The 22664-nt window shown below is 65.1% G+C and carries 19 protein-coding genes; 7 read left to right on the forward strand and 12 right to left on the reverse strand.

Going from position 1 to position 22664, the window contains the following annotated elements; all coding sequences use genetic code 11:
- Positions 1 to 126: 126 nt before the first annotated feature.
- The 7 genes from R3P95_RS06625 to R3P95_RS06655 all read right to left on the reverse strand — a co-directional run bounded on the left by R3P95_RS06625 (position 127) and on the right by R3P95_RS06655 (position 8533).
- A complete protein-coding gene (locus R3P95_RS06625) occupies positions 127 to 1338 on the reverse strand; it encodes a DUF5336 domain-containing protein (protein WP_317547751.1) in 1212 nt (403 codons plus the stop codon).
- 95 nt (positions 1339 to 1433) lie between these two features.
- Positions 1434 to 2558, reverse strand: a complete 1125-nt coding sequence (sfnG, locus tag R3P95_RS06630) for a dimethylsulfone monooxygenase SfnG (RefSeq protein WP_149405125.1) — start codon at positions 2556 to 2558, stop codon at positions 1434 to 1436.
- A 105-nt stretch (positions 2559 to 2663) separates the two neighbouring features.
- Positions 2664 to 3887, reverse strand: coding sequence for an acyl-CoA dehydrogenase family protein (locus R3P95_RS06635; protein WP_188078541.1), 1224 nt, complete (start codon positions 3885 to 3887; stop codon positions 2664 to 2666).
- A 68-nt stretch (positions 3888 to 3955) separates the two neighbouring features.
- On the reverse strand, positions 3956 to 4303 hold the full coding sequence (locus R3P95_RS06640; protein WP_317547754.1) for a DUF2200 domain-containing protein: 348 nt from the start codon (positions 4301 to 4303) through the stop codon (positions 3956 to 3958).
- A 134-nt stretch (positions 4304 to 4437) separates the two neighbouring features.
- On the reverse strand, positions 4438 to 5349 hold the full coding sequence (gene sucD, locus R3P95_RS06645) for a succinate--CoA ligase subunit alpha (protein ID WP_068050146.1): 912 nt from the start codon (positions 5347 to 5349) through the stop codon (positions 4438 to 4440).
- An 8-nt stretch (positions 5350 to 5357) separates the two neighbouring features.
- Positions 5358 to 6521, reverse strand: a complete 1164-nt coding sequence (gene sucC, locus R3P95_RS06650; RefSeq protein WP_032377331.1) for an ADP-forming succinate--CoA ligase subunit beta — start codon at positions 6519 to 6521, stop codon at positions 5358 to 5360.
- A gap of 146 nt (positions 6522 to 6667) precedes the next feature.
- Positions 6668 to 8533, reverse strand: coding sequence for a hypothetical protein (locus R3P95_RS06655; RefSeq protein ID WP_317547755.1), 1866 nt, complete (start codon positions 8531 to 8533; stop codon positions 6668 to 6670).
- 240 nt (positions 8534 to 8773) lie between these two features.
- Here R3P95_RS06655 and R3P95_RS06660 point away from each other — a divergent pair, with 240 nt between their 5' ends.
- Entirely contained in the window at positions 8774 to 9793 is a 1020-nt protein-coding gene (locus R3P95_RS06660) for a M23 family metallopeptidase (RefSeq protein ID WP_149405118.1), read from the forward strand.
- Between the two features lie 69 nt (positions 9794 to 9862).
- On the opposite strand, the gene R3P95_RS06665 is transcribed toward R3P95_RS06660, so the two are convergent.
- Positions 9863 to 12355: a UvrD-helicase domain-containing protein gene (locus tag R3P95_RS06665; RefSeq protein WP_317532623.1), complete on the reverse strand. Its 2493-nt coding sequence runs from the start codon at positions 12353 to 12355 to the stop codon at positions 9863 to 9865.
- 296 nt (positions 12356 to 12651) lie between these two features.
- Here R3P95_RS06665 and R3P95_RS06670 point away from each other — a divergent pair, with 296 nt between their 5' ends.
- Positions 12652 to 12942, forward strand: a complete 291-nt coding sequence (locus R3P95_RS06670) for a chorismate mutase (RefSeq protein WP_068050144.1) — start codon at positions 12652 to 12654, stop codon at positions 12940 to 12942.
- A 47-nt stretch (positions 12943 to 12989) separates the two neighbouring features.
- Here R3P95_RS06670 and R3P95_RS06675 read toward each other — a convergent pair whose 3' ends face one another.
- Positions 12990 to 14441 (reverse strand): NAD-dependent succinate-semialdehyde dehydrogenase, encoded by a 1452-nt coding sequence (locus R3P95_RS06675; protein ID WP_094686773.1) that lies wholly within the window; start codon positions 14439 to 14441, stop codon positions 12990 to 12992.
- An 82-nt stretch (positions 14442 to 14523) separates the two neighbouring features.
- Between R3P95_RS06675 and pgi the strand changes: the two genes are divergently transcribed.
- A complete protein-coding gene (gene pgi, locus R3P95_RS06680) occupies positions 14524 to 16173 on the forward strand; it encodes a glucose-6-phosphate isomerase (RefSeq protein WP_317547756.1) in 1650 nt (549 codons plus the stop codon).
- Between the two features lie 125 nt (positions 16174 to 16298).
- Positions 16299 to 17267, forward strand: a complete 969-nt coding sequence (locus R3P95_RS06685) for a type IV toxin-antitoxin system AbiEi family antitoxin domain-containing protein (RefSeq protein WP_317547757.1) — start codon at positions 16299 to 16301, stop codon at positions 17265 to 17267.
- A 67-nt stretch (positions 17268 to 17334) separates the two neighbouring features.
- Here R3P95_RS06685 and R3P95_RS06690 read toward each other — a convergent pair whose 3' ends face one another.
- Both R3P95_RS06690 and R3P95_RS06695 read right to left on the reverse strand, forming a co-directional pair.
- Positions 17335 to 18951 (reverse strand): acyl-CoA dehydrogenase family protein, encoded by a 1617-nt coding sequence (locus tag R3P95_RS06690; protein WP_317547758.1) that lies wholly within the window; start codon positions 18949 to 18951, stop codon positions 17335 to 17337.
- Positions 18938 to 19540, reverse strand: coding sequence for a TetR/AcrR family transcriptional regulator (locus R3P95_RS06695; protein ID WP_317547759.1), 603 nt, complete (start codon positions 19538 to 19540; stop codon positions 18938 to 18940). The genes R3P95_RS06690 and R3P95_RS06695 overlap by 14 nt, the downstream gene beginning before the upstream one ends.
- A gap of 61 nt (positions 19541 to 19601) precedes the next feature.
- Between R3P95_RS06695 and R3P95_RS06700 the strand changes: the two genes are divergently transcribed.
- From R3P95_RS06700 to R3P95_RS06710, 3 genes are read left to right on the forward strand one after another with little or no spacing between them, the layout of a single operon-like run.
- Positions 19602 to 20366, forward strand: a complete 765-nt coding sequence (locus R3P95_RS06700) for a crotonase/enoyl-CoA hydratase family protein (protein WP_149405111.1) — start codon at positions 19602 to 19604, stop codon at positions 20364 to 20366.
- Entirely contained in the window at positions 20363 to 21610 is a 1248-nt protein-coding gene (locus R3P95_RS06705; protein WP_317547760.1) for a hypothetical protein, read from the forward strand. Before R3P95_RS06700 ends, R3P95_RS06705 begins: the two co-directional genes overlap by 4 nt.
- 16 nt (positions 21611 to 21626) lie before the next feature.
- Complete coding sequence (locus R3P95_RS06710) at positions 21627 to 21872, forward strand: DUF2630 family protein (RefSeq protein WP_068050123.1); 246 nt, start codon at positions 21627 to 21629, stop codon at positions 21870 to 21872.
- Between the two features lie 10 nt (positions 21873 to 21882).
- On the opposite strand, the gene R3P95_RS06715 is transcribed toward R3P95_RS06710, so the two are convergent.
- Positions 21883 to 22641 carry an SDR family oxidoreductase gene (locus tag R3P95_RS06715; RefSeq protein ID WP_149405109.1) on the reverse strand — a complete coding sequence of 253 codons (759 nt, stop codon included), beginning with the start codon at positions 22639 to 22641 and terminating at the stop codon, positions 21883 to 21885.
- Positions 22642 to 22664: the final 23 nt, after the last annotated feature.

Genomic DNA, 22664 nt, shown 5'->3' on the forward strand with positions numbered 1-22664 from the left:
GGGGGGGCGGGGGGGGGCCGGGGGGGCGCGCGTCCGTTTAAATTCCCCCCCCAACCCCACCGGCCGCCCACCCTGGGCGGGGGGGCGGGGGCCGGCCCCCCCGCGAAGTGGGTTGTGATGCCTGAATCAGTCGTGCTTCTTCTCGTCGTCCACAGCAGGAGTGGCACCGAACGACTGCGTGGGCGCGCCGTACGGCGTCGACTGCTCGCCCGATTCGAGCTCGTCCGACTTCGCCGGAGGCTGGCCGTATCCCGAAGGCTGGCCGTACTGGTACTGGTTCGGCGGATAGGCCTGCCCGCTCGGACCGGTGTACGGCGGCGGTGCATAGCCGCCCTGGGGCGACGAGGGGTTGGGGGCGGACTGTCCGTACGGCGGCTGCCCACCCGGGTTGTAGGAATGCTGACCCGAGGCCTGTCCGCTCGGTGCTTGACCGCTGAGACCTTGACCGCTGAGACCTTGACCGCTGGGACCTTGACCGAAGTTCGACGAGGTTCCCTGGGGCTGACCGTACGACGGCGGATTGCCGTATGCCTGCGGTTGCGAGGGCCCACCGAACGACGTCGTCGGCGCGTTGTACGGGTTCTGCTGGCCGTATCCGGGCTGCTGATTCTGGTTGCCGTAGCCCGCAGGCTTGGGAGCCGGAGCCTTGACGATGCCCGCGTCGAGCAACAGTGCCAGCACCGCGGCGGCTGCTTGGACGAAGCCGAGGACAAGCACCAGGATCGCACCGATACCGAGCGAGCTGGTGGTGCTGGCGAACTCGTTGCCCTCTGCGCTGGGCAGACTGAACGACTGGAAGACCAGCACCAGCCAGCCGGCGATCGCCAGGGCGGCCACCACGGCCTGGTTCCTGGCGTCCTTCTGTATGAGCGAGGCACCGGCGATCAAGCCCGCTGCCAGCAGCAGAGCAACCGACACGGCGCTTCCGCCGGAGGCGAAGAAGGTGGTGCTGAACGACGTCTGAATGCTGCTCGGCAGTTCCTGAGACGAGGTGACCTCGGCGGTGACGAGGTCCAGCAGGCCGAGCAGGAAGGTGACGACGCCGAGCCCGAGGATCACGAACGTGAGAATCTTCGGCAGATTCGCCAGACCTGATCCGGGCGACTTACGTCCGGACGCGGCCGGCCCTGGTCCGGCCGGTGCCGAGGTGCCCGGCACCGGAGGGCCGAAGGGATTGGACACCGACGGCTGGTGAAAGGGCTGGTTCTGTCCTGGATGACCCTGCGGGTTGGACGACGGCTGATTCGGCAAGGACGACGGGCCGTAGGACGGGCCACCTCCGCCGTAGCCACCAGAGTTGGAGCCCCCTGTTTCAGGGCCGCCGGGCGAGTAGGTCATCGCGTCTCCTCATCTGAGATTGTCCGTACCCCAGGTCGGTCGGGTCCGAGAACTCACGCTACTGCACGGACCCGACCGATCACGGAACCGAAAGGTCAGCGGGCTGCCACCAACTCCTGGTCGTTCGCCTCGGCGGCCTCGAGTTCCCGAACCAGCGGCAGGACCTTCGCCCCGAAGTACTCGATCTCCTCCTGGAAGTGCAGGAAGCCGCCGAGAATCAGGTCGACGCCGCGGCGACGGTAGGCAACGATGCGCTCGGCCACCTGCTCCGGTGTGCCGATCAACTGCGTCTTGAAGCCGTCGTTGTACTGAACGAGATCCTCGAACGTCGAATCGGCCCACATTCCCTTCTTGTCGCCCGTCGAATTGCCCGCCTGTTGCACCGCGCCCTTGAACCCTTCGACAGCGGGCTTGTTCGCCTTCTCGATGATCTCGCGCAACGTGTCTCGGGCTTCCTTCTCGCTGTCTCGCGCGATGATGAAGCCGTTGAGTCCGAACTTGACCTCGCGCTGATGATCACGCGCGACGCGTCGGAGGTTGTCGAGTTGCTCGGTGACGCCGTCGAAATCTTTGCCGTTGCTGAAGTACCAGTCCGAGTACCGTCCGGCATTCTCCTGCGCTGCAGACGAATTGCCGCCCTGGAACAGTTCCGGGTTGGGGCGGTCGGGAGTGTTCAGCGGTTTGGGCTTGAGGGTGAAGTCGTGGATCCGATAGAAGTCGCCGCGGAAGTCGACGTCGTCCTCGGTCCAGATCTTGCGCAGCACCTGCAGGAATTCTGCACTGCGACGGTACCGCTCGTCATGCTCGAGCCACGGCTCGCCGAGGTGGGTGAACTCGTCCTTGAACCAGCCGCTGACGACGTTGACGGCGAATCGGCCGTTCGAGAGGTGATCGGCAGTGGCACCGAGCTTGGCCAGAACCGCAGGCTGCCACAGCCCGGGATGCACTGCAGCAATGACTTTGAGCCGTTCGGTGGCCAACAGCAACGCAAGCGAGAAGCTGGTCGACTCGTGCTGGAACTCGGCCCCGTAGCTGGCTTCGTAGCGAACCTGACTCAGGGCGTACTCGAATCCGTTGTTCTCGGCCGTCTGCGCCAGCTTCTTGTTGTACTCGTACTCCCAGCTGGTGCGCTGTTCGATGGTGCTGGTGACCAGACCTCCCGAGACATTGGGAACCCAGTATGCGAATTTGATTGCGTCGGTGATCTTTTCGGTGCTCATGTGCGTCATCCTTCGACGGATCAATGTGCCATCCACGCACTCAGATGGTGTGAATGGCACATTCATCCGGAAATCGGGGGCGGATCGGGGCCAGAAAGGTCGGGACTACGAGTACCAGGTGGGCTCGGGCAGTTCGCCCGTGAGAACCCAGCGCCCGACCTCGCGTCGCTTGTACGCGACCGGATCGTGCAGGGTGTGCGTACGTACGTTGCGCCAGAAGCGGTCGAAGCCGTACTTGCTGGCCGTGGCTCGGGCACCGAGCGCCTCGAACACCGTCGAGGTGATCTCGAGCGAGACCTCGGTGGCGCGAGCCTTGACGGCGGCGACGCGTACCTCGTGATCACCGCGCTCCTCGGCGGTGACGTTCCAGGCGTTGTCGTGAATCTTCTGTCCTTCCAACGCCACTGCGTCGGCGAGAGCTTCGACGGCCCAGAGCTTGGAGGTCAGATCGCCGTAGATGTCGATGATGTACGGCTCGTCGACGGCCTTGTCCACGGTGCTGTGCAGCCACGCACGGGTCTTGTCCTTGGTGTACGACGCAGCCTCCTCGAGTGCGCCCCTGGCGATACCGAGGTAGAAATTGACGAACACCAGCTGGATGGTCGGCACGTTCAGAGTGTTGTAGACGCGGGGCTGAAAAGCCTTGTCCACGAATCCTGCTGCGCTGGCCCAGTCGACGCGAACCTTGTCGATGGTCACGCTTCCGCTCTCCGTCTGACGCTGGCCGATGTTGTCCCAGTCGTCATGGAAGGACAGACCCTCGATGTTCGACGGCACGATCGCGAACACGTGATCGGTACTGCCTTCGAGAGCACCTTCGAGCACGGTGACGTCGGAGACCCGACTGCCGGTGGAGAAGGTCTTGGAGCCGTCGAACACGATGGTGTCGCCCTCGTCGGTGACGGCGACATCGTTGTCCCGAGGGTTGACGGCACCGCCGAAGAACCACTTGTTCTTCGTCGCGTCCGCTTCGACGGCCTCGATCTGCTCGGGAGTTCCGACGAGCCGCGCAGCCCAGAACCACAGCAGGTGGTATCCGAGCAGCTGACCGATGGAACCGTCGGCCTTCGACACGGTGCGAATCACTTGATACGCCGTGGGCCAATCCTGTCCGCCACCACCGTGTTCGACGGGGCCGAGCAGGGTGACCAGGCCCGCGTCCTTGAGCAACTGCACCTCGGCGGTGGGAATCTCGCGGCCCTTGTCGCGAGCGACGGCATCGACAGCGAGCAGTTGAGCTACCTCACCCGCGCGGGAAATCCACCCGGCAGCAGTGGTGGGGGCGTCGGGCCAGTTCTTGGTGAGCGCACGATTCTCTGTGGTTGTCATGACGATCAGTGAAGTCCGGCTCCGAGCCCGGGACCACACTTCGAATCAGCGTGATTTCAACAGCGCCCTCAGCTCCGCAGAATTTTCTCCATCTTCTTGCCCTTGGCAAGCTCGTCGATCAGCTTGTCCAGGTAGCGGATTTTCTGCATCAGAGGGTCCTCGACATTCTCGACGCGAATGCCGCAGACGACTCCGGTGATCAGGGTCGCGTTCGAGTTGAGGTCCGCTGCCGCGAAGAACTCGTCGAACGTCGTTTCGGCCTGGAGATGGCGGTCGAGGGCCGACTGGTCGAAACCGGTGAGCCAGCGGATGATCTCGTCGACCTCCGCTTTCGTCCGGCCTTTTCGCTCGGCTTTGTTCACGTAGTGCGGATAGACCGAGCTGAAGGCGGTGGTGAAGATCCTGTGCACGCGCATCAATCTAGACCCCGCCGCGTGAATGTGACTTTGCCGCGCCCAGACGTGTGCAGTGGTCCATTGACGCGAACAGGGGCGCGCGCACGAAAAAGCCCGCCACCGGATTCGGTGGCGGGCTCCTTACGATGTGAAACTTACTTCACAGAAAGCGATTCCAGGATTTCGCGCGCGAGGGCAGCGGTCTCGGACGGCGTCTTGCCGACCTTGACGCCTGCGGCCTCGAGTGCGTCCTTCTTCGCCTGCGCCGTTCCCAGCGAGCCGGAGACGATGGCGCCTGCGTGGCCCATGGTCTTGCCCTCGGGCGCGGTGAAGCCTGCGACGTAGCCGACGACCGGCTTGGTCACGTTGGCCTTGATGTAATCGGCTGCGCGCTCTTCGGCGTCGCCGCCGATCTCACCGATCATGACGATGATCTTGGTGTCGGGATCCGCTTCGAACGCCTCGATGGCGTCGATGTGGGTGGTTCCGATGACCGGGTCGCCGCCGATGCCGATGGCGGTCGAGAAGCCGAAGTCACGCAGCTCGAACATCATCTGGTAGGTCAGCGTGCCGCTCTTGGAGACCAGGCCGATGGGGCCGGTTCCCGAGATGTTGGCGGGTGTGATGCCGACGAGAGCCTCACCGGGGGTGATGATTCCGGGGCAGTTGGGCCCGATGATGCGGGTCTTCTTGCCCTTCTCCACGTTGTAGGCCCACGCGTACGCGGAGTCCTGCACGGGGATGCCCTCGGTGATGACGACGAGCAGCGGGATCTCGGCGTCGATGGCCTCGACGATGGCGTCCTTGGAGAATGCCGGCGGGACGAACGCGATGGAGACGTCCGCTCCGGTCTTCTCCATGGCCTCGGCGACGGAGCCGAAGACCGGGAGTTCGATGTCGTTGCCGTCGGCGTCGACGTGCTTGACCGTGGTGCCGGCCTTACGTGCGTTGACGCCACCGACGACCTGGGTTCCGGCCTTGAGCATCAGGGCGGTGTGCTTGGTGCCTTCGCCGCCGGTGATGCCCTGGACGATGACCTTGTTGTCCTTGTTCAGAAAGATAGACATTGTTTCCTCTACTTCGCTGCCAGCTCGGCGGCCTTGTCGGCGCCCTCGTCCATGGTTCCGGCGAGCGTCACCAGCGGGTGCGCGGCGTCGGCGAGAATCTTGCGGCCCTCTTCGACCTTGTTGCCGTCGAGACGGACGACCAGCGGCTTGTTGGCGTCGTCGCCCAGCTTCTTCAGTGCGCCGACGATGCCGTTGGCTACTGCGTCGCACGCGGTGATTCCGCCGAAGACGTTGACGAACACGCTCTTGACCTGCTCGTCACCGAGGATGACGTCGAGGCCTGCGGCCATGACCTCGGCCGAGGCACCGCCGCCGATGTCGAGGAAGTTGGCGGGCTTGACGCCGCCGTGTGCCTCGCCCGCGTATGCGACGACGTCGAGGGTCGACATGACCAGTCCGGCACCGTTTCCGATGATGCCGACCTGTCCGTCGAGCTTGACGTAGTTGAGGTCGTTCTCCTTGGCCTTGGCCTCGAGGGGATCGGCTGCGTCCTTGTCCTCGAACTCGGCGTGGCCGGCCTGACGGAAGTCTGCGTTGGCGTCGAGCGTCACCTTGCCGTCGAGGGCCAGGATCTGATCGTCCGGGGTGCGAACCAGCGGGTTGACCTCGACCAGGAGAGCGTCTTCGTTGATGAAGACCTCCCACAGCTTCTGGATGGTCACCGCAGCGGCGTCGAGCACCTCGGCGGGAAGCTTGCCCTTTTCAGCGATTTCACGAGCAAAAGCAAGGTCGACACCCTTGACGGCGTCGACCGGAATACGTGCGAGTGCGTCGGGGTTCTCCTCCGCCGTCACCTCGATTTCGACGCCACCCTCGACCGAACACATGGCGAGGTAGGTGCGGTTGGTGCGATCGAGCAGGAAGGAGATGTAGTACTCCTCGGCGATGTCGGAGGCTTCTGCAACGAGAAGCTTCTTGACGACATGGCCCTTGATGTCGAGTCCGAGAATCGCTTCTGCGTTCTCGGTGGCTGCTGCGACGTCCTTGGAGTACTTGACGCCACCGGCCTTGCCGCGGCCGCCGACCTTGACCTGTGCCTTGACCATTACTGGCTTGCCGATTTCTTCGGCAATCTGTGTTGCTCCGGCGACCGTGTCGGTGACACGACCGGCGGAGGTGGGTACGCCATGCTTGGCGAACAATTCCTTCGCCTGGTATTCGAAGAGATCCATCAGCTCACCGTCTCGTCTACGTTGACGCCCGCTCCAGGGGTGTGAGCGGGTCTGAGCATGGACTTTATCCAGGTGTCCCGACAGCGCATCGGGCGCATGCATGCTATGTGGCCTATCTCACCGCCACCGGCTCGATGAAGCGGCCGTCACCGATCGTCGCGGCGGGCCGAAAGTGCCGCGGCGACACCGAGAACGACGATTCCCGCCACCAACGGGAGCACCGCAGGCCCCATTTCCGGATCGGTGGCGCGTGCAGATGTCAGCGGCCACGACGCCAGATGGACGATCCCGGCGACGGCTGCTCCGCCGAGCAGGACGCTGCCGCGTGCGGCCCGAGCTCGCGCCGCGACGACGGCGGCCACGACCACTCCGACGGCGAGCAGCATCTGCCCCCAGGTGTCCCAGCCCCACGGAAATTCGGTGACGGTGGCGGCAGTGAAATCGCTGCCCCGATACAGCGGCAGAGCCAGGCCCACAGCGAGAAGCACTGCACCGAACAAGCCGGTGCCGAGCACCACGCCGTCGGTTGATGCGTCCGCGGACGTGTCGACGTCGTCGCGTTCGGCCGAGCCGGCGAACAGGGCCAGTAGTCCGGTGGCTGCCGCTGCGACGACACCCGCGATGATCGCCAGAGCGCCGATTCCGGCACCGACGCCGTCCACGTCCTCGGCGAGCACCACCGACTGCAGCACCGAGGCCGCAGCCGCCATCGCGCCGAGCCAGAAGATCGACACGAACGGCCGCGCAGCCGAGGCGAATTCGGAGAACAGCAGCGGCACCGAACCCAGAATCATCACGAACCCCGCGACCATCACCACACGAGTGGCCAATATCTGCGGCACGGCGATCCCCGAGTCGGTCTCCAGAATCGGCAACAACGATCCGACGACGAACAGCACACCTGCAAGAACGCCGATGCTGCCGGCCGCGGCATGCCACCTCGTCGATCCGAGGCCGGCGACACCGCGGACACCTCGCGCACCCGACTCACGCTGCTGCGTTCTCTCCAGCGCCCGACGGTCACGCGCTGCAGCGACGGGTGCAAGCACTGCGCCGCAGATCAGCAGTCCGAGCCCCGCAAGCGTTCCCAGATAGGCACCGAGCCCGGCGTCGACCCGAGCTCCGGTGCTCAGCCCAGCGAGCAGTCCGACCCCGGCGAAACCGAGTACGCCGAGCCCGGCACCGACGGACGCACCCGACGCCACCTGCGGCGACAGAGAGGCCAGGGCCGACGCAGCCACCACGAGCGCCGCGATACCGACGACCCCGGAGCCCACCGCGACGAACACCGGCGACTCCACCACCGCCGTCACGATCACCACCGGATCGGACGAGCGGTACAGCGAGGCAAAAGCCGCAACGGCCGCCAGCACACCGAACGCGCCGAGCAGCGCCGCGAGCAACGGCCCGACACGCCCCGCCGCCGCGCGCCCCACGTGTTCCGAATACACCGAGTGGCCGTACCCGTCACCGAGCCCGGCGCGGTGCACCGCAGACCACCCCGCAATACCCGCCAGCACCGACACAGCGTGACCGACGAGCAGAACATAGGCACCGGCGGTCGCGTCGAGCATCGCGGCGCTCAGTGGGCGGAAGAGCTCTAGCCGATTCGCGTCGATGGGATCGGACAGCAAGGCAACGTCGAGCAACGTGAGGCCGAGTGCCACTGCGCCGTATCCGGCCAGCAGGGCTGCGGCGAACTCGACGCGTTTGCCGACCACACCCGCCGCGGCTCCGAGGACAACGACGACGGGGACGGCACCGGCCAGGATCGCAGCCACCATTGCCCCGGTACCCACCGGCGAACCGTCGGCGCTGCGGACGACGCCGATCAGCTGGGCCACGACTGCGGCAACCGCAGCGATCAGAGCGAGTGTGACGGCAAGCGCGATGCGCGGAGTGGGCGACGGATCGTCGGCTCGGCCGAACTCTCCGTCCTGGGGTCGGATCCGCTGCGGTTCCGCTCGCTCGGAGCCGGGGGCGGACGAGTCGTCGAAGGAGGGAGTCGGCACTCGGATCACGGTATCGGCTCGATCGGTGCGAGAACCGTTACTGTCACCGTGTGCCGTCCACGTGTTCTCGTGTCCGATTACGAATGTGGCCCGTCACGACATAACCGCTGGTCGACTTGTGAGCCATCTCACATATGCCGCCGGTTTGGGCTGTTAACTTGCGCGCCCCGCAATCATTTCGTTACCGTCTGCCGAGTCTTTCAGTAACGGCCAGGTCACGGATAACGGAGGTTGTAGGTCTTGCAGCAACACCGTGCGTCCTTCACATCGAGCAGATTCTCTCGACCCTCGGCCGAAGACGCGACCACGGTCTACAGCTACGAGCCCGCCGCCGCGCCTGCCGACAACGGTGCATACGACGCGTATGCCTACCCCGCGTACCAGTACGCCGAGGCCGAGTACGTCGATACCGCCTACGTCGCAGCCGACGAGTCGCCGACCGTCGTCACCACATTCGTCACTACCGCAGACGCCACCCCCGTGGCCCGTCGCGGCGGCGCACACCGCATCCCCCTTCCCCCCACCGCACTCAAGGGCCGAGCTGCAGTTCTCGCAGTGGCCGCAGGTGCGGTAGTCGCGGCCGGCCAGGCCGTCGTCAACGACGACGCACCCACCGCGGTCGCCACCTCCGAGTACGCACTCGCCGCAGGTGAAGCACCCGCTGCGGCAGCAGTCGCGGCCACCACCGCTCCGCAGACCACCGAGGTCGAAGCCGACTCGACCAGCGCGACGCCGTCGGAGGCTCCGCAGATCCTCAGCATCGCTGCGCCGGTGGATCTGAGCCAGTTCAACGACCTGCTCGCCAAGGGCCAGCGCTTCAGCGAAGAGCGTGCCGCCCGCGAAGCTGCTGCGCGCAGGCCGCTGTTCGCACTGCCGGCGCAGGGCACCTACACCTCCAACTTCGGCACCCGCTGGGGCGTTCTCCACGCCGGCGTCGATGTCGCCAACGCCATCGGAACCCCGATCTACGCCGTCGCCGACGGCAAGGTGATCGACTCAGGTCCGGCCGCAGGCTTCGGCATGTGGGTTCGCGTCCAGCACGCCGACGGCACGATCACCGTCTACGGCCACATCGACACCTCGACCGTCACGGTCGGTCAGGACGTCATGGCAGGCGATCAGATCGCGACGATGGGCAACCGCGGCTTCTCCACCGGCCCGCACCTGCACTTCGAGGTCCACCTTCCGGGCGAGGTCAAGATCGATCCGCTTCCGTGGCTCGCTTCCCGAGGAATCTCCCTCGGCCCAGAGATGGACTGAGTACACCAGCTTTCGACTCGAAGCCGGACCCCGCTTTCGCAGGGTCCGGCTTTCGCGTTCTCGGCTCTGTTACAGCTTGGTCATCGGGACGCCGCCGATGAGCATCATCTTCACGCGACCAGCCGAACCGAAGTCGACCAATACCATCGCCTTGACTCCGGCACCGGTCGATTCCAGCACCGTACCCAGGCCGTACTTGTCGTGGCTGACTCGATCGCCCACGGCGAGAACGAGATTGGAGTTGCGCCCCTTGGCGGCACCGAAACTCGGCGTCGAACTCTGACCGCGATTCGAGGATCCGCCGTAGCTGCCGGAGCCGTAATTGCTCGAACCGTAATTGTTCGAGCCGTATCCGCCACCCGATCCGTAGCTGCCCGATCTGCCCCCGCCGATGGCTCGGCCTCCCCCGGTGCCCGGATCCTCGCGTCGCCAGTCGATCAGGTGCTGCGGAACTTCCTGCAGGAAGCGTGATTCCGGGTTAGCGATGGGCTGCCCCCATGCCGAGCGCATGATCGCGCGCGTGAGGTAGAGCCGCTGCCGCGCACGGGTGATCCCCACGTACGCCAGGCGTCGCTCCTCGGACAGTTCATTGGGGTCGCCGAGCGCCCGCATGTGCGGGAATTGGCCGTCCTCCCAACCCGTCACGAAGACGACCGGGAATTCCAGACCCTTGGCGGTGTGCAGCGTCATCAAGGTGACGACGCCGGTACCCGAATCGGGGATCTGATCGGTGTCGGCCACCAGGGAGACCCGTTCGAGGAACGCCGCGAGCGACCCCGGCTCGGCCAACCCGTCGACGCCACCGTCCGCGTCGCCGTTCTCGTCGTCCCCGGTTTCGAGAGCCTCTGCCGCCACCGCGGCCTGATTACGCGCCTCCGAGGTGAATTCCCTTGCGACGCTGACGAGTTCGTTGAGGTTGTCGAGGCGCGCGCCGTCCTGCGGATCACTGCTGGCTTCGAGCTCGGCGCGGTAGCCGGTGCGATCGAGAACGGCTTCGACGACATCACCGATGTCTGCGATGTCGTTGCCGTCCCCGTCGGTCGCGGTGAGCACTGCACGTAGTTCGTCGAGCAACTCCATGAACTGCGCGATCAACTTCTGCTGCCGCGAGTTGAGCAACGCCACCTTGCCCGCGGCCGCGTCGTGCAATGCGCGCGAGAAGCTGATGTCTCGCTGCTCGGCGTGCACGGCGACACAGGCCTCGGCACGATCGCCGATCCCCCGGCGCGGAGTGTTGAGGATGCGCCGCATGCTGACGGTGTCGTCCTCGTTGGACAGCACCCGCAGGTACGCGACGAGGTCTCGTACCTCTTTGCGCTCGTAGAATCGGACTCCGCCGACGACCTTGTACGGCAGTCCGAGTCGGATGAAGATCTCCTCGAGCGCACGCGAGGAGTTGTTGGTTCGATAGAAGACGGCCACCTCGTCGAAGCGCACATCTCCGCCGTCGACGAGTCGATCGATCTCGGAGGCCACGAACGACGCCTCGTCGTGCTCGTTGTCGGCGACGTAACCGACGATCAACTCGCCCTCGCCGGTATCGGTCCACAGTTTCTTCTCACGCCGGCCGATGTTGCGCGAGATCACCGCGTTGGCGGCCGAGAGGATGTTCTGCGTCGATCGGTAGTTCTGCTCGAGCAGGATGGTGCGAGCGTCGGGATAGTCGCGCTCGAATTCCTCGATGTTGCGAATCGTGGCACCACGGAATGCGTAGATGGACTGATCCGCGTCGCCCACCACACACAGCTCGCCCGGAGCGACAGTGCCCTCGAGTGCGCCGTCGGCGTCGGGGGTGCCGACCAATTCACGGACCAACATGTACTGGGCATGGTTGGTGTCCTGGTACTCGTCGACCAGAACGTGCCGAAACCGGCGTCGGTAGTACTGAGCCACCTGGGGGAACGCCTGCAGAATGCCCACCGTTTCGCCGATGAGGTCGTCGAAATCCATCGCGTTGGCGGCGCGCAGCCGCTGCTGATAGATGCCGTAGACCTTGGCCACCAGCCGTGGGAGCTCGGCGGGATCGCCGTCGGCGTCCTCCGCTGCCTTGTCGGGGCCGATCAGCTCGTTCTTCAGGTTCGAGATGGCCGTCGAGAGCAGCCGCGCCGAGAACTTCTTGGTGTCGATCTGCAGATCCTTGGAGATCATCGTCAGCAGTCGCCGAGAGTCGTCCGCGTCGTAGATGGAGAAGTTCGAGTTCAGACCGGGCAGCAGCGCAGCCTGCGCGCGCAGGATCCGCACGCAACTCGAGTGGAACGTCGACACCCACATGGCGTTCGCCCGCGGTCCCACGAGTCCGGCGACTCGCTCGCGCATCTCGGCAGCGGCCTTGTTGGTGAACGTGATGGCCAGAACCTGGCCGGGTGACACTCCTCGCTCGGCCAGCAGATACGCGATACGACGCGTCAGCACCGCCGTCTTGCCCGACCCGGCTCCGGCCACGATGAGCAGCGGAGATCCGGTGTGCACGACGGCCTCACGCTGCTGAGGATTGAGACCTTCCAGCAGTGTGTCGGACGAGGTGTTCTGTCGGGATTGGAGGCCCTGGAGGAATGTGTTCATCGTGTGGTCAGGTTACCGGCGCGTACCGACAAACCCACATCGCGTGGTCGTCGGCCGAACCGACGACTTTTCAGGAGGGTTGACCCGTGGCACACTGGATCGGTGATCGAAAAAACCGTACGTCATCGCCTGCATCGGGTCGGCCATTGTTCGGCCACGCGTGCAGGAGCCTGTCGATAGACGCAACGCCCCTGGTTCCGGACGGGACCGAACCGAACGGCGATGCAGTTCCGAATACGAAAGGCGTAACGGTGACGGACGACGCAGCGATCCAAGATGTGACCCGAGGAGAGACGATGGCCATGACGACGAAGATCGACTCAGAGACCGCAGTGCCCACGAGCGAAGCCGAGATCAACGACCTGCGCCAGGAAATCGATCGCCTCGATGCCGAGATCCTGACGGCCATCAAGCGTCGCTCCGAGGTGTCGCAGATCATCGGCCGCACCCGTATGGCCTCCGGCGGACCGCGCCTGGTGCACAGCCGCGAGATGAAGGTTCTCGAGCGTTTCAGCAGCCTGGGCCAGGAAGGTCACACGCTGGCCATGCTCCTGCTCCGCCTCGGTCGCGGTCGCCTCGGCCACTGATCCACCCCCGGTTGGGCGCGCGGTGCGCACGCCCAACCGTCAGTAGCTCACTTCAGAGCGATGTACTTGGTCTCGAGATACTCCTCGATTCCCTCGGATCCGCCCTCGCGGCCGAATCCGGATTCTTTCACTCCACCGAACGGCGCTGCCGCGTCCGAGATCACTCCGCGGTTGACGCCCACCATGCCACTGTCGATTGCGTCGGCCACCCGTAGCGCACGATCGAGACTCTCGGTGTAGATGTACGACGCCAGGCCGTACTCGGTGGCGTTGGCCGCGTCGATACCTTCCTGCTCGGTATCGAAGCCGACGATCGGAGCCACCGGCCCGAACACCTCCTCCTTCAGAATGCGTGCATCAGCAGGCACCTCGGTGAGCACGGTCGCCGGGTAGAAGTAGCCGTCCCCGCCCGGCGCGGTGCCCCCGAGCGCCACCGTCGCGCCCTTGGCCACCGCGTCGTCGACGAGTTCCTGCACGGTCTCGAGCTGATCGGCATTGATCAACGGTCCGAGCTTGGTATCGGGGTCGACGCCGGGGCCGAGCTTCATCTCGGCCATCTTTTCCACGAGTTTGGTGGTGAACTCCTCGCGCACGCTGTTGTGCACGTGCAAGCGGTTCGCGGCGGTGCAGGCCTCGCCGCCGTTGCGCATCTTGGCGAGCATGGCACCGTCCACCGCGTCGTCGATGTTCGCGTCGTCGAACACCACGAACGGTGCGTTGCCGCCCAGTTCCATCGACGTGCGCAGCAAGCGAGTCGCGGACTTCTGAACGAGAGATTTGCCGACACCCGTCGAGCCGGTGAAGGTGAGCTTGCGCATCCGCGGATCCTCGATAAGGGGGCCTGTGACATCACCGGACTTGGACGTCGTCAGCACCGACAGCACGCCTTCGGGCAAGCCGACCTCGTCGAAGATCTGCGCGAGCAGCAACATCGTCAGCGGGGTCTCACGAGCAGGCTTGACGACGATGGTGCAGCCGGCGGCCAGAGCGGGACCGATCTTTCTGGTGCCCATCGCCAACGGGAAGTTCCACGGGGTGATCGCCAGGACGGGCCCGACCGGGGCCTTGGTGACGAGGATTCGACCGTTGCCCGCCGGGGCCGGGGTGTAGCGACCGCCGATGCGTACCGCTTCCTCGGCGAACCAGCGGAAGAACTCGGCACCGTATTTCACCTCGGCCTTGGATTCGGCGAGGGCCTTACCCATCTCGAGGGTCATCAGCAGCGCGATGTCGTCGGCGCGTTCGGTGACCTTCTCGAATGCCGCTCGAAGAATCTCACTGCGCTCGCGGGCGGGCGTTGCCGCCCAACCCTTCTGCGCCGCCGCGGCGGCGTCGAGCGCCTTCATCGCGTCGGCGGGCGATGCGTCGGCCACCTCTGTCAGGGGCTTGCCGGTCGCCGGATCGTTCACCGGGAACGTCTTGCCTCCCTCGGCGTCGACGGCCTTGCCGCCGATCCACAGTTTTGCCGGAATCGAATCGATCAATGCACGTTGGTCCATACCTCCATGATGCCTCCGCAGCGCCCGATGCAAACGACAAACGACGCGCGCATGACTCGGCACCGGATTAGTGTTGGTTCGTATGAGCGTCGATATCACCGGCACGGATGCCTGGCAGAAGCTGACCGATCACTACTCCTCGATCGCCGATACTCATCTTCGGACGCTGTTCGCCGAGGACGCCGACCGAGCGCACACGTTCACGCTCGACGCCGCCGATCTTCATATCGACTACAGCAAGCACCGGATCACCCGCGAAACCCTCGAACTGCTCGTCGAACTCGCGCGCACCGCCGACGTCGAGGGCAAGCGCGACGCCATGTTCGCCGGTGAGCACATCAACACCTCCGAGGACCGCGCCGTACTGCACACCGCGCTGCGCCTACCGGCCGACGCGTCGTTGACCGTCGACGGCCAGGACGTCGTCGCCGATGTGCACGAAGTCCTCACTGCGATGGGCGAATTCACCGACCGAGTGCGTTCGGGCGAATGGGTCGGTGCCACCGGCGAGAAGATCGCCACCGTCGTCAACATCGGCATCGGCGGTAGTGACCTGGGACCGGTCATGGTCTACAACGCGCTCCGTCATTACGCCGACGCGGGGATTTCCGCGAAGTTCGTTTCCAACGTCGACCCAGCCGATCTCGTCGGTGCGCTCGACGGACTCGACCCAGCGTCGACGCTGTTCATCATCGCGTCCAAGACGTTCTCCACCCTCGAGACACTCACGAACGCCACCGCGGCCCGCCGCTGGCTCGTCGACGCGCTCGGTGAAGATGCCGTCGCCAAGCACTTCGTCGCCGTGTCCACCAACGCCGAACGCGTCGCGGACTTCGGGATCGACACCGCCAACATGTTCGGCTTCTGGGACTGGGTGGGCGGACGCTACTCCGTCGATTCGGCAATCGGGTTGTCGGTCATGGCCGTTGTGGGCAAGGAAGCGTTCGGCGAGTTCCTCGACGGCTTTCATCGCATCGACGAGCATTTCCGGTTGACGCCGCTCGCCGAGAACGCGCCGGTACTGCTCGGCCTCATCGGCCTGTGGTACAGCTCCTTCTTCGGCGCGGAAACCCGTGCGGTGCTCCCGTATTCGAATGACCTCTCCCGTTTCGCCGCGTACCTGCAGCAGCTGACGATGGAGTCCAACGGCAAGTCCGTCAAGGCCGACGGCTCACCCGTCACCACGCCGACCGGCGAGATCTTCTGGGGCGAACCGGGCACCAACGGCCAGCACGCTTTCTACCAATTGCTCCACCAGGGAACACGTTTGGTGCCGGCGGACTTCATCGGATTCGCCGAGCCCACCGACGATCTGCCGACCCGCGACGGCAGCGGATCGATGCACGATCTGCTGATGAGCAACTTCTTCGCCCAGACCAAGGTCCTCGCCTTCGGCAAGACCGCCGAGGAGATCGCCGCCGAGGACACTCCGGCAGATGTGGTGCCGCACAAGGTGATGCCCGGCAATCGGCCCACCACCTCCATCCTCGCCCCCAAACTCACGCCGTCGGTCGTCGGTCAGTTGATCGCCCTGTACGAGCACCAGGTCTTCGTCGAAGGCGTCATCTGGGGAGTGGACTCCTACGACCAGTGGGGCGTCGAACTCGGCAAGACCCAGGCCCTCGAACTGACGCCGGTTCTCACCGACGCCGAAGCTCCTGCTGCACAATCGGATTCATCCACCGATGCACTGGTGCGCTGGTACCGGGCGCAGCGGGGTCGTTCGGCCTGAGTTGTGGCGGCGGATCAGCTCCCCAGTTTCGGATTTCAGACTCCGATCGGCGTCGGATATTCAAAAGTGGGGAGCTTTTCCGTTGTTGATGGATCCGTTTCGGCACCCGGCGCGTCCAAGCAATCATGGACTTACCCCAGACGGATCTGTTCACCCGAGCCGATGCACTCGCATTCGGGTTGACCGACGACGACCTGCGACGACTCCGCCGCACCGGGGAACTGTCGGTCCTGCGGCCGGGGTTCTACGTGTCGACAGCATCGATCGAATCGGCGAGTCCTACCGAACGACATTCCTTGCTCGCGCGGTCCTATCTGATGTCGGCTCCCCCGGACCACGTGCTCAGCCATGTCTCGGCCGCGATCGCCTGGGACTTCGACATCTGGCAGCTACCGCTGGACAAGGTGCACATGACACACGGTCTCGACTACGCCAGCAAGCGTCGGCCGCTACGAATCCTTCACGGCACCGCACTCGAGCCCTCCGAGCGTACGACGATCAACGGCTATCCGGTCACCTCGGCGGCCCGCACCGTCGTCGACATCGCACGCACCACGACCGTCGAGCGGTCGGTGTGTGTAGGCGACAGCGCACTCAGGTCAGGTCACACCGACACCGACGCTCTGTCGGCTGCGGTGGAGACGGCGCGGTTCCGCACGGGTATCTCCGCTGCCCGGCGAGCGGTGTCGCTGATGACCGGGCGCAGCGAGAGTGTAGGCGAATCTCGCAGTCGGGTGCTCTTCGAGACGCTTCCCCTGCCGACTCCGTTGCTCAATCAATGGGTGTACGACGGTGCGGGCCGCTTCGTCGGACGGGTCGACTTTCTGTTCTGGGAGTTCAAAGTGATCGGAGAGTTCGACGGCGAGTCGAAGTACGACTCCAAGCGTGTACTGCTCGACGAAAAGTATCGCGAGGACCGGCTACGCGAGTTGGGCTGGATCATCGTCCGGTGGAACTGGCGGGACCTCGACTATCCGCAAGCACTACTTCGCCGCTTCGAGCAAGCCTTCGCCCGCGCAGCAGGCCTTCCCACACCGGCCGGATGGTTCGGAGACCAGCGCCATTCGACGGATCAGCTCCCCAGTTTCGGATAACCGACTCCGATCGGCGTCACAAATCCAAATGTGGGGAGCCGATCCCCCTCAGACTCGAGCCGCCAAATCACACCCGCGCCAACACCGCCTCCGTATCGACGCCGACGGGCAGGGTGCCGAAGGCAATGCCCCAGTCACGGTCGAGTCGAGTGGCGCAGAAGGCATCGGCCACAGCGGAATTGCCGTGCATCACCAGCTGCGCGCCTTGGAAGGTCAGGGCCATCAGTTCGACGACTCGCCTGGCCCGGTATTCCATGTCGGAAGTATCGGAGAGTTCCTTGCCGACGCGGGCGATGGCGTCGTCCAGGCGAGAATCCACGCCCGACGCCTGGCCGATCTCACCGAAGAAGGCCTCGACACTGTCGGGTTGACGGGCCAGTGCGCGTAGGGAATCGAGTGCGGCGACGTTGCCGGAGCCTTCCCAGATCGACATCAGCGGCGATTCGCGGAACAGCCGAGGCATACCCGATTCCTCGACATAGCCGTTGCCACCGAGACATTCGAGTGCTTCGGCGGCGTGGGCCGGTGCCCTCTTGCATACCCAGTACTTGGTGACGGCCAACGCGATTCGGCGCAGCGCACTCTCCTGCTCGTCGCCGCGGGCGGAGCCGTCGGTGGCCTGTGCCAGGCGGATCATGGCAGCGGTGGCGGCCTCGGATTCGATGCTCAAGTCTGCCAGTACGTTTCGCATCAGAGGCTGGTCGACGAGTGCAGCGCCGAACGCAGCTCGATGACGCGCGTGATGGACTGCGCGCACGGTGGCGTTGCGAATTCCGGCTGCGGACCCGATGACGCAGTCCAACCGAGTCATGTTGACCATCTCGATGATGGTGCGCACGCCGCGTCCTTCTTCGCCGACGAGCCAGCCGGTGGCCCCGTGATACTCGAGCTCACCGGATGCGTTCGACTTGTTACCGAGCTTGTCCTTCAAGCGCTGCAGCATCATTCGATTTCGAGTGCCGTCGGGTAGCACGCGCGGCAGCATGAAACACGACAGCCCGCCGGGTGCTTGCGCCAGGGTGAGGAACATGTCCGACATCGGCGCGGACGTGAACCACTTGTGGCCGGTGATCGAGTACGTTCCGTCCGACGACGGAGTGGCCGTGGTGGTGTTGGCGCGGACGTCGGATCCGCCCTGCTTCTCGGTCATCGACATTCCGGCGATCAGTCCGCGCTTCTCGGACGGAACACGCAGCCCGAAGTCGTATTCTCGCGAGGCCAGCAGCGGCTCGTACTGCGCGGCCAGAGAAGGATTGTGCCGCAACGCCGGAACGACGGCGTAGGTCATCGAGATGGGGCACATGTGCCCGGCCTCGGCCTGCCCCCAGACGTAGAATTTCGCGGCGCGGGCAACGTGAGCACCGACGCGATCGTCGGCCCACGGACTGGCGTGCAGCCCGTGCTCGACGGCAACGGTCATCAGATCGTGCCAGTGCGGGTGGAATTCGACTTCGTCGATCCGATTGCCGTATCGATCGTGAGTCTTCAGCACCGGCGGGTTCTCGTTGGCGATCCGGCCCCAGTCCTGTGCCGCCACTCCACCGGCGAGGACTCCCAGTTGCCGAACCTCGTCGAGCGCCCAGCCGCCACCGGCACGCGCCACGCCGTCGAGCAACGACGGGTCCGCGGACGTGTCGAACGGACTCAGGTCGACTGCCTGGTTGAATACCTCATGCGTGTCCATCTCGAACTCCTAACGTGCGCAACGACAATGCGACCAGACCCGGTATCACGTCCACCGAGTTCTGCGATGACAACGGACCTACCAGCACTTCGCCGACGGCACCGACCAGCCCTGCTGCCGAGATGCGCACGTCCTGCTCGGGGATCTCTCCCGCTGCGATGCCGGCCACGATGGCGTCGGCGAAGGCATCGGTGAATTTCTGCCGGAACACCAACCGCTCGGCGTCGACGGCCGGGTCCACCGGTTCGGCCAACAACGCGTACGCCATCGTTCGGTTCTTCAAAGCCCGTCCGGCGAAGGTCTGCACCACTTCCGTGACCCGCTCGGCGGTGCTGCCGTGCCCGGAAACGGCCACCACTGCAGCGACCTCGCGGCTGCAGACCTCGCGAAAGATAGCGACGACCAGATCCGACTTGCCCTCGAAGTGCGTGTAGACGCTGCCGGCGGACACACCTGCTGCCGCGGCGACCGAGGCGATCGACAGACCTGCGTAGCCCTGCGTCGAGAGCACCTCGATGGCAGCGTCGAACAGTTTTTCACGACCGGAGTCGAGCCTGGCCTGCACCGCGGGCGTCCGTCGATAGGGCATGCAAGGATTGAAGCACTGATTCACTGCTTCACGCAAGAGAACTCGAGTAGGGTTCACAGACATGTCGGTACGGATCGAACGATCAGGCCCCGTCACCACAATCGTCCTGTCGCGCCCTGAGGTGCGGAACGCTGTCGACGGCCCGACCGCCCAGGAGCTGACCCAGGCGTTCGAGGAGTTCGACGCCGACGAGTCCGCGTCGGTGGCCGTGCTGTGGGGCGAAGGCGGCACGTTCTGCTCGGGAGCCGATCTCGAGGCACTCGGGACATCACGCTCCAACCACGCCACCGAACACGGCGACGGCCCGATGGGTCCGACGCGAATGCGGTTGTCCAAGCCCGTCATCGCGGCCGTGTCGGGATACGCCGTCGCAGGCGGACTGGAACTCGCACTGTGGTGCGACCTTCGCATCGCCGAGGACGACGCGACGTTCGGCGTGTTCTGCCGACGCTGGGGTGTTCCCTTGATCGACGGCGGCACAGTGCGTTTGCCGCGCATCGTCGGAACCGGCCGGGCGATGGACATGGTCCTCACCGGTCGCGCAGTCGATGCGCAGGAAGCTCTGAACATCGGACTGATCACCCGAGTCGTTCCGGTGGGGCGAGCTCGCTCGGAGGCGGAGGCCCTGGCTGCCGAACTCGCCCTGCTACCTCAGACCTGCATGCGCGAGGATCGCCTGTCCGTCCTCGAACAGGACGGCCTCGACGAGGAGGCAGCGCTGAAGAACGAGTTTCGGCACGGAGCCATCTCGATCACCGCCGACGCACTCACCGGCGCGAGCAAGTTCGTCTCGGGCGCGGGACGTCACGGCACCCCGAGTCCGTGAAGTCCACGCGCCTGTCGGTGATCGACGAGATATTTCTCCGAACCCACCGCGGCTACGGAATTCCTATTGCACTGCAAGGTATCTGGCGCACGACCGAGAGGGTGAGCAGGGAAGAACTCGACAGGATCCACGACGAACTGGCCGTCGGGCAGCTCGGTCGTCGAGTCGGCAAGCCCCGCATCCCCGGGGCACGACTTCGATGGGACATCTCGTCCGAGTCGCTTCCCCTCGAGTACGGCACCGACGCGGTCGACGACATCATCGGCTGGGCCGACGCGCAGGCAGACGTTCGACTCGATCCGCAGTACGGGCCCGGCTGGCGGTTGACGGCCGCGCCCGTTGCACACGGGGGAACCGTGCTGTCCCTGGTGTGTTCGCACGCGCTGGCCGATGCTCGTGAGCTCATCGACGCTGCGGCACAAGCATTCTCAGGATCGGTACCGGTGCATGTGCTGCACCCGGGCTCGGATGTGAAGGATGCGCTCGCGATGATCGTCACCGTCCTCCTACGCTCCATCGCGGCGACGGCAAGATTGTGGGTCAGCAAGAAAGCCAGAGCCGAATTGCGAGCGTTCACCACCGCCGACAGCGGCGGTATCGCACCGCACCACGCGAACAGAATGACGTCGGTGATCGTGGATGTCGATGCTGCGGAGTGGGATTCGGCTGCCCGACGCGTCGGCGGATCGGCCAATTCGCTGTTCGTCTCCGTCGTCGCCGCCACGATGAACGAACTCGGTTCTCCCGCAGTGACCGTCGACATTCCTTTCCGCACCGGGTCCGGTGATGCCAATGCGATCGGCATGGCCACCGTCGCCGTCCGCGGAGACGACTCGCCCGCCGTCATCCGAGCAGCCTGCAAGGAGGCGTTCGGCAAGCCGGTCGGAGCTCCGGCAGGCTATCCACCCGAGATCGTCCAGTTGCTCCCCCACCGCGTCGCCGCGAAGCTGACGTCGACCCCGGGGCGCGGAGAAGTGTTGTGCTCCAACATCGGCGACATTCCCGACGGCATCACTGCCCTCGGATCGCACCGATCGTGCGGACTGGCCACGCGGGCGATCCATCCGAACCCGTCGGGCGCACTGTCGACGATCCGAATGTCCACCTATCTCTCCCGACTGGACGGCAACTACACGCTCTCGCTGGTGTGCACCGATGACGCCCTGGCCGGATCGCCGGCCGAGCTCACCGCGGCCCTGCAGCGAGCACTTGCGACGCGGAACCTGGCCGCCAAACCCTGGTAGGTCTAGCGTTGTCGCCATGAACGAGCACGATATCCACACCAAGATCCAGCAGCTCATCGCCACCGAGCACAAGCTCCGCACCGAAGCCCAGTCCGGGGACGTCGACCCGGACACCGAGAAGGCCCAACTGGCCTCCCTCGAGCACGCCCTGGACCAGTGCTGGGACCTGCTCCGTCAGCGTAGGGCGCGTATCGATGCAGGCAAGAACCCAGACGCGGCAACCGCCAACAGCGTCGACCGGGTCGAGGGATACCTGCAGTGAACCCCGGAACCTAGACCATTCGATCCGTCAGCGCATTCGGTAGGAACCGCAGCGCCGCGTCGATGCCCCGCCACTTGAGTCCCGGTAGCGCGGCGCGCCGGGTTTCGCTCTCGATCGCGTCGACCATTGCCGACACTCCCTCGTCCAGAGTGGCTGTGAGAGCGGCACTGTCACCCGCGTTGGCCGACATGTCGGTGGCGATGAAGCCGGGCAGCAGGGTGGTGACGGCGATGTCGGTTCGCGACAGTTCCGTCGCCAACGATTCACCCAGCGAGGCCACTGCGGCTTTGCTCGCCGAGTAGGTCGCCTTGGCCCCCGGCAGTCCCCGGTCGGCGCTGACGGACGAGACGAACACCAGGTGCCCGTGTTTCTGTGCTCGGAAGATCGACAGGGCCGCCTCGGCCTGCGACAGCGCCCCGATGAAGTTCGTGTGGGCGGTCTGCAGGTTGGCCTCGGCTCGCCCGGTCCCGATCTTCGAACCCTTGCCGAGCCCGGCATTGACGATCACTCGATCGAGTCCACCCAATTCGTCTCGTAATTTTCCGAACACCTCACCGACCGCATCGTGATCGGTGACGTCGAGCGCCCGGACCGCCACGGTGATGTTCGGGTTGTGGTGCATCAACTCGGCGCGAAGGTCGTCCAACCGCTCGACCCGACGCGCACAGAGCGCCAGATCCCGGCCCATGCCTGCGAACCGTCGCGCCATTTCCTCACCGAGTCCCGAGCTCGCTCCGGTGATCAGAATCTTGTTCCGAGTGGTCGCCATAAGCGGCGAGCCTATGTCACTGT

It is taken from the genome of Rhodococcus cercidiphylli (genome assembly GCF_033042225.1).
GTDB lineage: Bacteria > Actinomycetota > Actinomycetes > Mycobacteriales > Mycobacteriaceae > Rhodococcoides.